An 11,673-nucleotide genomic window follows, 5' to 3' on the forward strand; every position below is an offset into this window, starting at 1 on the left:
CACCCTATTCAATTTACTTAATTTAAAAGCATGAAAATCCCAGTCGCATTGGTAACAGGAATTTCCGGGCAAGATGGCGCCTATTTGGCGGAGTTGCTTCTCGGTAAGGGATATCAGGTCTATGGCGCATACCGCCGTACCAGTTCCGTCAATTTTTGGCGGATTGAGGAACTTGGTATTGCTTCTCATCCTAATTTGCATTTGGTGGAATATGATCTGACCGACCTGGGGTCGACGATTTCATTAGTGCAGAAAATAGGTCCTGACGAAATTTATAATCTGGCCGCGCAAAGCTTTGTCGGAGTCAGTTTCGAACAGCCGACCACGACAGCGCAGATCACAGGCATCGGCGCACTTAATTTATTGGAGGCGGTGCGTCTCGTCAATCCAAAAATTCGTTTCTATCAGGCATCTACTTCAGAGATGTTTGGCAAGGTGCAAGCTGTACCGCAGGTGGAAGATACGCCGTTCTATCCGCGCAGCCCGTACGGTGTGGCCAAGCTCTACGCACACTGGATGACGGTCAATTATCGCGAAAGCTATGGCATTTTCGGTGCGAGCGGGATCTTGTTCAACCATGAAAGTCCGCTACGTGGACGAGAGTTCGTGACTCGCAAGATCACTGATTCGGTCGCTAAAATCAAACTCGGCAAGCTCGATTGCGTGGAGCTGGGCAATATCGACGCCAAGCGCGACTGGGGTTTCGCTAAAGATTATGTGGAAGGCATGTGGCGCATTTTGCAGGCGGATGAACCAGATACGTTTATTTTGGCGACTAACCGTACCGAAACGGTCAGGGACTTCGTCGAAATGGCGTTCAAGGCCGCAAACATTACACTCGAATTCAAGGGCGAGGCAGAATCGGAAACAGCGATCGATGTCGCTACTGGCAAGACCGTGATGCGCATCAATCCAAAATTTTATCGGCCCGCCGAAGTTGAGTTGCTGATAGGCAATCCCGCTAAAGCCAAAGCAATTCTGGGATGGACTCCGACCACTACGCTGGAGCAGTTGTGCCAGATGATGGTACAGGCCGATCTGCGCCGCAATACCCAAGGTTTTTCGTTTTGAAATTATTGGTGAGTGGTGCCGGTGGCTTTACTGGTCGCCATTTCGTCGCTGCTGCGCGTGCGCGTGGCTACGACGTTGCGCAATTGCAGGCTAATCTCGGTGACCGTGAAGAGCTCATGCGCGAGATTGGGGAGATCCAGCCCCAATTGGTCGTGCATTTAGCAGCGATTGCCTTCGTTGGTCATGCCAATAACAACGCATTCTATGACGTCAATGTGGTCGGCACGACGAATCTGCTTGATGCTCTCGCCAGTCTGGTTCAGGCTCCGCGCCGGATTTTGTTGGCCAGTAGCGCCAATGTGTACGGCAACTGTGAACATTCCCCGATCACCGAAGACCAGACTCCGGCACCGGTTAACCATTACGCCACCAGTAAGCTGGCGATGGAATACATGGCAAGAATCTACCTGCCGAAATTGCCCTTATTTTTTGTACGCCCTTTCAATTACACCGGACCGGGACAGGATGCGGCATTCGTGATTCCTAAACTTGTCGCGCATTTTGCGCGCAAGGCCGATGTCGTTGAGTTGGGTAATCTTAATGTCGAGCGTGAGTTCAATGATGTGCGTTTTGTTGCTGAGGCGTATCTTCAATTGCTTGACAAAGCAGAGAGTGGTGCGGTCTATAACGTGTGCACCGGCAATCCGGTCACTTTGCAGGCAGTGATTGATGCGCTGAGTCGTTTATCTGACCATACAATGCAAATCAAGGTTAACCCGGCTTTCGTTCGAAAGAATGAAATTTATCGGCTCTGTGGCAGCCCTGAAAAATTACTAGCCACAACGGGTCCTCTGTTCATTCCAAGTCTGGAAGACACTTTGCGCGGTATGTTGCAGATGCAACAGTCATGATCCGTGTGGGGTTTGGCATAACGGGCTTGGCGCGAAGTTTGCAGGCGGGGGGCATCGATGGGATTGGCAGCTACACGCGTGAATTAATGGCGCGTTTTCTCAATGATCAACGGCTTGAATTGCTGCCCCTGTCCTATGGTTTTCCACTTCCGATGCAGCCATCTCCCTTGCTGTATGGGAAATTTCCGCCGCAGGCAATTGTGTCAGCCTTGTCTGGCCTGCCATTTGCAGGTTCGTATGAACTAGCAAAAAAAATGGATGTGATGCACGCGACGGATCACATGATTCCTTCGCTTGGTAAGTTGCCTGTCGTGGCTACCATCATGGATGCGATTCCAATGGCGCATCCTGAGTGGGTATCGAATAATTTCAGAAGCGCCAAGAATTGGTTATGGCGACGTTCCGCCCAATCGGCTCGACATGTGATCACGATTTCAGAGTACTCGAAGCAGCAGATTCATCGGCATTTCAAGATACCCTCGGGAAAAATTAGCGTGACTCCGCTGGGTGTGGATGCGCGTTGGTTTGTACCCGTGACGACATCCGCTGTGGCCGCTATGCTTGAGCGATACGCTTTGCCGGATAAATTTTTTTTAACGGTCGGCACCTTGCAGCCACGTAAAAATATCGCCAGGGTAATTGATGCTTATCAGGCGCTGGCGCCAGGCGTGCGCAATCAGGTCGCGCTGGTGATTGTGGGTCGCGCTGGCTGGCAGTGCGAGGAACTTGTGGCAAATCTTGAGCGGGGAGCTTTTGGCAAATCTGTGCGCTGGTTGAAACATGTGCCGGATGAGGATTTAGTGACGCTCGTCAGTGCAGCAGAGGCATTGATATTTCCCTCGCTATACGAAGGTTTCGGATTGCCGGTAGTGGAAGGATTCGCCGCCGGAACGCCTGTCATTACCTCGTCCACGACGGCGTTGCCGGAAGTGGCTGGAGACGCAGCGTTGTTGGTCAATCCGCTTGATGCGCTGGACATTGCCAATGCGATGCAGCGTGTGCTGGAAGAAACTGGCCTGGCTGATTCTTTAAGAGAAAAGGGAACGCTGCGCGCGCGCGAGCATTCCTGGGAGCGGACAGCTAGTCTCACTTTTCAGATCTATGAGCGTGTTGCGAGCGATCGCTGAGCTTCAGGCCGGCCGAGTTTCGGGTTCGACAGATGCCTCGAAGAAGATTGCCGGTGCTGGCGTTATTTGTAAAACACATTGTTATGAGGCTAGGTGTTGAATCCATCCGTATTACATGCATATCGAACCTATTTCCCCGATCCACCAGGGGGCTTGCAGGAGGCGATTCGCCAGATTGCCCTTGCCACCGGGGCACTGGGCGTCAGCAACACGATTTTCACTTTGTCGCCACAGCCGCTACCTAGTGTATTGATGCGCCCAGAGGCTCGCGTCGTGCGTAGTCGCTCATGGTTGGCGCCCGCTTCATGCGATTTGGGTGGCCCGCATGCATTTCAGACATTTTCAAAACTGGCTAGCGAAGCGGACGTTTTACATTACCTGTTCCCCTGGCCATTCGCCGACATGCTGCATGCTGCGGTCAATCCAGCTAAACCCGCCATGCTTACCTACGTATCGGACGTGGTTCGCCAGCGGTGGCTGGGTGCGGCTTATGCTCCATTAATGTGGAGCACGCTGCGAAAAATGAAAATCATCATTGCCAATTCCCCTGCCTATGTGCGCACCAGTCCAGTGCTGTCGCATGCCTCGATACGCGACAAGGTACGGGTGATCCCACTGGGGGTCGATGAAAATTCTTACCCCTCGCAAGGAGACGACGGCATCTTTGAGCGCATCGGTATGTCGGTGGGCCAAGGATATTTTCTGTTTCTTGGTGTTCTGCGCTACTACAAGGGGGCAGAATTTCTGGTGAGAGCTGCTAAACAGGTCAACGCCACCATAGTGATTGCCGGTGAGGGTCCTGAGGGACAGAAGCTACGCGCACTGGCGCAAGAAATCGGCGCTAGCAATGTCATCTTCGCCGGAATGGTCAGTGATGCAGAAAAAGTTGCTCTATTGAAAAATTGCCAGGCCCTGGTATTGCCTTCCCATTTGCGTTCGGAGGCATTTGGAATGGTATTGGTCGAAGCGGCGATGTTCGGCCGTCCCTTGATTTCCTGCGAAATAGGCACGGGCACCTCGTATGTCAACGAACATGAGGAAACGGGGTTCGTCGTGACACCAGAACAGCCACAGGAGCTAGCGCGAGCGATGCAAGATTTACTGGCTGATGCAAACCTGACGGAGAAAATGGGAAAAGCAGCACGTGGCAGATATGAAAAACTTTTTTCTGGGCCCGCGTTGGGACAAGCTTACTCGGCAGTATTCCGGGAACTTGCTGGCGCTTGAGATTGATCGGCTGTGGTAGTGCGCATTTATCGTAGACGATGGCCACCCCGGTGCAGTAAAGCTTGTTTCCCTATCCTTATTGGAAAGTATCGATTAGCATGACCAAGCGCATGTTTGACCTTGTTCTGGCGACGATAGCCGGGTTGATTTTCTTGATTCCGCTGCTGTTGGTGGCACTGGCCGTCAGTTTGACCTCGGTAGGGCCGGTCATTTACTGGTCGGATCGGGTTGGCCGCAGGAATGTTATTTTCAAAATGCCAAAATTCCGCAGCATGCTCGTGAATACTCCTTCTGTCGCTACGCATTTATTAAATGACCCCGACCGGTTTCTGACGCCGATAGGGAGGCTTTTACGCAAATCGAGCCTCGACGAATTGCCACAGCTGTGGAGTATTTTGAATGGGGACATGAGTTTTGTCGGTCCGCGGCCAGCTCTTTTCAATCAGGATGATTTGATAGAGTTGCGCACCCGCGAGGGTGTGCATGAGCTCACCCCGGGCCTGACGGGTTGGGCGCAGGTCAATGGCCGCGACGAGCTACCGATTCCGGTCAAGGTCAAGATGGATGTTGAGTATTTACAACGACGCTCATTCATTTTCGATTTGCATATTTTGTGGCTGACTTTTTCTAAAGTATTGGCGCGCGAGGGTGTTTCGCACTGACTTTCAATCTATAGCTGTGAATGAAGATGCAAAATCGCATAAAGATGTATTCCCGCTATATCAAGCAATGCACCGTGGTTGTCATGGACATTCTGATGTCTTTGATGGCTACCTGGGCTGCTTTCTCCCTGCGTCTCGATACGCTCCATTGGCCTGAGTCCTATCAGTGGCATGTCTATCAGTTATGTCTTTTTCTGGCAGTACCAATCTTCGTGCGGCTAGGTTTGTATCGAGCCGTATTCCGCTATACGGGCATGGCGGCAATGCTGACGATTGTGAAGGCCGTTGCGATTTACGGTGTCATTTTATTCGGGTTGTTGATGTGGTTTGCTCTGCCAGGCGTGCCGCGCTCAGTAGGATTGCTGCAACCCTTGCTATTTTTGATTCTGGTAGGAGGGAGCCGGATCGCAGCACGTTTTTGGCTCAGCCGTAGCGGTCTGGACCGCAATAATCGAAATCATCGCCAACGTACCCGTTTGCTCATTTATGGAGCCGGTTCCGCCGGGGTGCAGATAGCGGAGGCCTTAACTAAACGAAATAATGTCATCCTGATTGGCTTTCTGGATGATGATCCGCGTTTGCATGGGAAAACCATCAATGATCAGCGAGTGTATTCGCCTCATAGTGTTGCTAAAATAATTGCCTTGAACGCAGTGACTGATGTGTTGCTGGCCTTGCCTTCTATCAACCGTTCCCGCAGGCGAGAAATACTAGCGGACATCAAGAAGCACCATGTGCACATCCGCTCGCTGCCCGATCTGAATGATTTGGCGCAAGGCATCGTCACTGTTTCTGATATCCGCGAGCTTGATATCGCTGATCTGTTGGCACGCGAACCGGTCCCCCCCAATCCAGCGCTCATCAGCCGCAACATCACCGACAAGGTGGTATTGATCACCGGCGCTGGCGGCAGCATAGGTAGCGAACTCTGTCGGCAAATTCTGGCTGCGCGCCCCAGCAAGATGCTGTTGCTCGATCACAATGAATTCAGTCTCTATGAAATTCATAAAGATTTGCTGGCGCGCATCGCAGAACTATCCAGCGCAACTGAGCTGGTGCCTCTGCTGGGCAGCGTGCGTAATTATCGACGCCTCAGCGAAATCTGCCAGACCTGGCTGCCGCGCACCGTGTATCACGCCGCCGCTTACAAGCATGTGCCGTTGGTCGAGCACAATCCGGCAGAAGGGATGCGCAACAATGTACTCGGCACGTATAACCTGGCGCGTGCAGCACTCGAGGCGGGCGTCAGTGACTACGTTCTGATCAGTACCGACAAGGCCGTGCGCCCAACCAATGTGATGGGGGCCAGCAAGCGACTGGCGGAAATGATTTTGCAGGCCTTGTCCGTGACCGACATGCCGGTATTCGATATTGATGATTCAGTGACGGCAATGGTCAAGAACAAGACGCGTTTTTCGATGGTGCGTTTTGGGAATGTGCTGGGTTCTTCGGGGTCGGTGGTGCCGCTGTTCCGCCAGCAAATCCGCGATGGCGGCCCCATTACCTTGACCGATCCAGAGGTGACGCGCTATTTCATGACCATCCCGGAAGCGGCGCAACTGGTCGTGCAGGCTGCCGCGATGGCGGAAGGGGGTGATGTCTTTGTTCTGGATATGGGCGAGCCGGTGAAGATCATTGATCTGGCATCGCGCATGATTGAGCTATCCGGATTGACGGTGAGAAATAGCGATAATCCGGAAGGCGATATTGCCATTACCGTCAGTGGCTTGCGCCCCGGAGAAAAGCTGTACGAAGAGCTCCTCATTGGCGAGAACCCACAGCCGACCTTGCATCCGCGGATTATGAAGGCGCATGAAGATTACGTTGTCTGGGATGTGCTGAAAAAAGAATTGCGCTTACTGATCGCCGCCACGGAAAAAAACGATGTCGATGCCATACGGACTATTCTGGGCAAGCTGGTGAGCGGTTATGAACCACAGAGTGGCGTTGTCGATTTGGTTTCGTTAGAGGTAAATCGGAGTGAAGTAATGAGCCAATAGCGGCGGTCCCCGCAACATATCTTTGAACGTCCTGCATTTAAAAACAGTTTCCTCCATTCCCATTTGTGATCCACACCATGCTCGCTCTTTCCCCCTCCATTTTCAAAGCCTACGACATTCGCGGCATTCTCAACCAAACTCTGAATGTGACCGTCGCGCATCGGATAGGTCAGTCCTTCGGTGCTGCTGCGCTGGCCAAGGGGCAAACTACCGTCATTATCGGCCGCGATGGGCGCTTGTCCGGGCCGGAGCTGAGCGCCGCGCTGGCAGCTGGTTTGCAATCAGTCGGTGTCGATGTCATTGATCTCGGCATGGTGGCTACGCCGATGGTGTATTTCGGCACGCATGTGCTGGAAACCCAATCCGGCATCATGGTCACCGGCAGTCATAATCCTCCCGATTACAACGGCTTCAAGATGGTGTTGGCCGGTGAGGCGATCTACGGCGAGACGATACAGGCGCTGTACCACGCCATCGTTGCCGATGTGTTTCCGCAAGGTGCCGGCACTTATCGTCAGCACGACATTCGGGATGCCTATCTCGACCGTATTGTTGCCGATGTAAAACTGGCCCGGCCGATGAAAGTCGCGCTCGATAGCGGCAACGGCGTAGCGGGTGCTTTCGCCGGCGACCTGTACCGTGCGCTCGGTTGCGAAGTCATTGAATTGTTTTGCGAAGTCGACGGCACTTTTCCGAACCACCATCCCGATCCTGCCCATCCTGAAAATCTGCAGGATCTGATTCGCTGTCTTCAGGAAACCGATGCTGAAATAGGCCTCGCCTTCGACGGCGACGGCGACCGTCTGGGCGTCGTGACTAAAGACGGGCAAATCATTTACCCCGACCGCCAACTGATGTTGTTCGCCGCCGATGTGTTGAGCCGGCATCCGGGCCAGAAAATTCTGTACGACGTCAAATGCACGCGCCACCTGGCACCGTGGATCAGGGCGCATGGCGGTGAGCCGCTGATGTGTCAGACCGGTCATTCCTTGGTCAAAGCCAAGCTGCGTGAAACGGGAGCCCCTTTGGGCGGAGAAATGAGCGGCCACGTGTTCTTCAAGGATCGCTGGTACGGTTTTGATGACGGCTTGTATGCGGGTGTGCGTTTGCTTGAATTACTGAGCCGTGGGAGCGATCCATCGGCGGTGCTCAATGCCTTGCCGCAATCGCTCAGCACGCCAGAGCTGCACTTGCATTTGACAGAGGGAGAAAACTTCCTTCTGATCGACAAGATGCGGACCCAATCCGCGTTTGCCGGTGCTCAGGAAGTGATTACGATTGATGGCTTGCGGGTCGAATATGCCGACGGATTCGGTCTGGCGCGGGCGTCCAATACCACGCCGGTTGTCGTGTTGCGCTTCGAAGCGGAAAGTGCGGAAGCCCTCATTCGCATTCAGCAACAGTTCAAAACCAATATCCTGTCACTCAAGCCAGAGGTGGTGTTGCCCTTCTGATTCGGATAAGATGCAGTCCCACACCGCACATACCCCAATCTGTGGGCCTGAATGAATATCCTGATTGTCCGCGTGTCGTCGCTTGGCGACGTGATCCACAATATGCCTATGGTGGCCGATATACAGCGCCACTTTCCCGATGCCCGGATCGACTGGGTCGTTGAGGAGGCATATACCGACCTGATCCTCCTTAACCGCCATGTTGGCCGGGTGATTCCGGTTGCGTTGCGGCGCTGGCGCAAAAGTCTTGGCGATCCTGTTACGCGCCGTCAGATGCGCGACTTTTACCGCGAATTGCGGCGTGAAGCCTACGATATCGTGTTCGATACCCAGGGTTTGATCAAAACCGCCTTGCTGATGCGCATGGCGCGTTTGCAGCCCGGCGGCAAGCGGGTCGGGCTGGCCAATGCCACCGAAGGTTCGGGTTTTGAGCCGGTGTCCCGTATTTTTCATACGCAGAGCGTGCCGGTAGGTTTGCATACCCATGCCGTGACGCGGGCGCGGGTAGTCGCGGCCAAAGCGCTGGGCTACCAACTGGATGCGCCCGCCGATTTCGCGCTGGACTTGCCGTCCGCCGGCGACGGCTTGCCGGACTGGCTGCCGACAGAGAAATTTGCCGTTTTTTTCCACAGCACCGCGCGTGACGCAAAGCGCTGGGATCTCAAAAACTGGATCGAATTAGCGAAGGAATGCGCTAGGCGCGGCCTGCTGGTCCTATTGCCTTGGGGTAATGAGGCAGAAAGAGTGATTTCCGAGGAACTGGCAGCACAAATCCCAAACGCACGCGTGTTGCCGCCGCTGGCACTGACTGAAACGGTCGTCCTGGTGCAACATGCGACGCTGGTGGTGGGGCTCGATACCGGACTCACGCACGTTGCCGCCGCCTATGCGCGGCCGACGATTGAACTCTATTGCGATTCACCACGCTGGAAAACACAGGGCGACTGGTCGCCCAATATCATTAATCTGGGTGATCTTGCTACGCCGCCGGGCGTGGCGCAAGTTCGGGTGGCAATGACGACGCTACTCGGCGCCCCTGACACAGACAGAAGCGGCATACTATGCTGATGGAATCACAAATTATTGAATTGGGCCTGACAGAATGGCAGGCCAACCAGCCAGATCCCTCCTGGATTGCCGCGCTGGAAGCCGGGAAAGTGCTGTATTTCCCGCATCTTGCGTTCACGATGCTGCCGGAGGAGCAGTTGCTGCTCAAACCCGGCATCCGCTCACCGAAGGCGCGCAACATCAGCCTCGACGGGCGCGGTCATCTTAAAGGCGCACTCGGCGACACGGCCACCCAACTGGCGCTGGCGCTGATGGTGGGGCGCTTTCGTTCACAAGCGCAAATGCTGGTGCACACCCTCCTGCCGAAATATCAGCCCGACCTGCGTCTGGCGCCCACCAGCTATCGTCCCATGCAAGTGGAAACGCGCGACCAGTCCTGGCGCGCCGACGATCGTCGCATGCATGTCGACGCCTTTCCTTCGCGGCCCAATCGTGGCGAGCGCATCTTGCGCGTGTTTACCAACGTCAATCCACGCCAGCAGCCACGGGTCTGGCGCGTGGGTGAGCCGTTTGAGACCGTGGCGCAGCACTTTTTACCCAAGGCTAAACCTTACCGGGCATGGCAGGCGCGCCTGCTCAATGCGCTGGGCGTGACCAAATCGCTGCGCAGCGAATACGATCACCTGATGCTGCAATTGCATGACGGTATGAAATCCGATTTGGATTACCAGTCCAACGGTCCGCAAGTCACTATGCCGTTCGCCGCCGGATCGACCTGGATCTGCTTCTCCGACCAAGCCTCGCACGCCGTCATGTCTGGTCAGTTCATGCTGGAGCAAACGCTGCATTTGCCGGTTGCCAGCCAGTACGATCCGGAATCCAGCCCGCTGGCGATTCTGACGCGCTTGCGCGGACACGCCTTGCTTTGATGCGCTTACTTTATTCTTTTCTCTGGTGGCTGATTCTGCCACTGGCCTTGTTGCGGCTATGGCGACGTGGCCGCCATGAGGCCGGATACCGGCAGCATATTGGCGAACGCCTCGGCTTTTACGGAAACGCCCCGCTGCCGCCAGCTCCTCCTGTGTTGTGGGTGCACGCCGTCTCAGTTGGCGAAACCCGCGCCGCCGAACCGCTGATCGTGGCCCTGCTGGAGGCCTATCCCAAGCACTCGCTGCTGCTGACCCACATGACCATCACCGGTCGCGCCACCGGGCAGCAACTCTTCGGTCAGTCAAGTCAGTACGGCTCCCGCGTCAGTCAGGCTTACCTACCGTACGACACCGGCTGGATGGCCGGACGTTTTCTCGACCACTTCAAACCCGCCATCTGCATCCTGATGGAAACCGAAGTCTGGCCCAACATGATCGCCCAATGCGGCCGTCGCCAAGTACCCGTGGTGCTGGCTAACGCGCGCCTGTCGGAACGTTCGCTGGCGCGGGGTAAGCGCTTTCATTCCCTGTTCGGCGCAGCGGCGGCCCATATCGCCGTGGTTGCAGCACAGACCGAGGCGGACGCCGACCGTCTGCGGCAATTCGGTGCCGGCAATGTGCAGGTGACGGGGAGTCTCAAGTTCGATGTCGCGCTTCCTGCCGACATGGTGAGCAGGGGCGAGCAGTGGCGCGCGCAATTCGGATCGCGCCCGGTGTTGCTGTGCGCCAGTACCCGTGAGGGAGAAGAAGAATTGATCCTGGATGTGCTGGCACAACAGACCGATGTCGACTGGCTCACCATCATCGTGCCACGGCATCCGCAGCGTTTCGACCGTGTCGCCGAGCTGGTGGCGGCGCGTGGATTGCCGATGCAACGCCGCTCCGCACTGGACGATCAGATGCTGGCACCCGAGGTCAAGGTGCTGCTCGGAGATTCGATGGGAGAGATGTTTGCCTGGTATGCCGCATGCGATCTCGCTTTCATCGGCGGTAGCTTGTTGCCGCTGGGCGGGCAAAACCTGATTGAAGCCTTCATGCTGGGCAAACCGGTGCTGATCGGGCCGCACACTTTCAATTTTGCCGCGGTGAGTGAAGAGGCGATTGCAGCGGGTGCGGCAGCAAGAGTGGGTGATGCTGCCCAGATGCTGGCGCAGGCAGAGTTGCTGCTGCACGATGCCGGAAAACGTCAGGAGATGGGACGTCATGCACAGGATTTCGCCCTGCACCACAGGGGAGCTACGGAGCGCACCATGCACTTGCTGGAAGCTTTACTGCTACCGGTCTGTTGAAATAAAAATGCCTGCGCGGATGTCGGTAAAGACCTCGGCGCAGGCATCAAAAAAA

10 protein-coding genes are annotated in these 11,673 nt (G+C 55.2%); all 10 read left to right on the plus strand.

The features are described from left to right. The first annotated feature begins 30 nt into the window (after window positions 1-30). The 10 genes from gmd to waaA all read left to right on the plus strand — a co-directional run bounded on the left by gmd (window position 31) and on the right by waaA (window position 11,618). Window positions 31-1,071 carry a GDP-mannose 4,6-dehydratase gene (gene gmd / locus RGU70_RS04720; RefSeq protein WP_416186479.1) on the plus strand — a complete coding sequence of 347 codons (1,041 nt, stop codon included), beginning with the start codon at window positions 31-33 and terminating at the stop codon, window positions 1,069-1,071. Next, window positions 1,068-1,922, plus strand: coding sequence for an NAD-dependent epimerase/dehydratase family protein (locus RGU70_RS04725; RefSeq protein WP_416186548.1), 855 nt, complete (start codon window positions 1,068-1,070; stop codon window positions 1,920-1,922). The genes gmd and RGU70_RS04725 overlap by 4 nt, the downstream gene beginning before the upstream one ends. An 86-nt stretch (window positions 1,923-2,008) precedes the next feature. Next, complete coding sequence (locus RGU70_RS04730; protein WP_322208246.1) at window positions 2,009-3,049, plus strand: glycosyltransferase family 1 protein; 1,041 nt, start codon at window positions 2,009-2,011, stop codon at window positions 3,047-3,049. 93 nt (window positions 3,050-3,142) lie between these two features. Beyond that, window positions 3,143-4,276: a glycosyltransferase gene (locus RGU70_RS04735; RefSeq protein ID WP_322208247.1), complete on the plus strand. Its 1,134-nt coding sequence runs from the start codon at window positions 3,143-3,145 to the stop codon at window positions 4,274-4,276. A gap of 98 nt (window positions 4,277-4,374) precedes the next feature. After that, complete coding sequence (locus RGU70_RS04740) at window positions 4,375-4,938, plus strand: sugar transferase (protein ID WP_322208248.1); 564 nt, start codon at window positions 4,375-4,377, stop codon at window positions 4,936-4,938. A 26-nt stretch (window positions 4,939-4,964) separates the two neighbouring features. Beyond that, entirely contained in the window at window positions 4,965-6,938 is a 1,974-nt protein-coding gene (locus RGU70_RS04745; RefSeq protein ID WP_322208249.1) for a nucleoside-diphosphate sugar epimerase/dehydratase, read from the plus strand. A gap of 77 nt (window positions 6,939-7,015) precedes the next feature. Beyond that, entirely contained in the window at window positions 7,016-8,392 is a 1,377-nt protein-coding gene (locus RGU70_RS04750; protein ID WP_322208250.1) for a phosphomannomutase/phosphoglucomutase, read from the plus strand. 51 nt (window positions 8,393-8,443) lie between these two features. After that, window positions 8,444-9,460, plus strand: coding sequence for a lipopolysaccharide heptosyltransferase I (gene waaC / locus RGU70_RS04755; RefSeq protein WP_322208251.1), 1,017 nt, complete (start codon window positions 8,444-8,446; stop codon window positions 9,458-9,460). Continuing rightward, on the plus strand, window positions 9,460-10,329 hold the full coding sequence (locus RGU70_RS04760) for a Kdo hydroxylase family protein (protein WP_322208252.1): 870 nt from the start codon (window positions 9,460-9,462) through the stop codon (window positions 10,327-10,329). Before waaC ends, RGU70_RS04760 begins: the two co-directional genes overlap by 1 nt. Further along, window positions 10,329-11,618 (plus strand): lipid IV(A) 3-deoxy-D-manno-octulosonic acid transferase, encoded by a 1,290-nt coding sequence (gene waaA, locus RGU70_RS04765; RefSeq protein ID WP_322208253.1) that lies wholly within the window; start codon window positions 10,329-10,331, stop codon window positions 11,616-11,618. Before RGU70_RS04760 ends, waaA begins: the two co-directional genes overlap by 1 nt. The last annotated feature ends 55 nt before the right edge of the window (window positions 11,619-11,673 follow it).

Origin of the sequence: Herbaspirillum sp. RTI4 (genome assembly GCF_034313965.1) — a bacterium.
GTDB lineage: Bacteria > Pseudomonadota > Gammaproteobacteria > Burkholderiales > Burkholderiaceae_D > Herbaspirillum.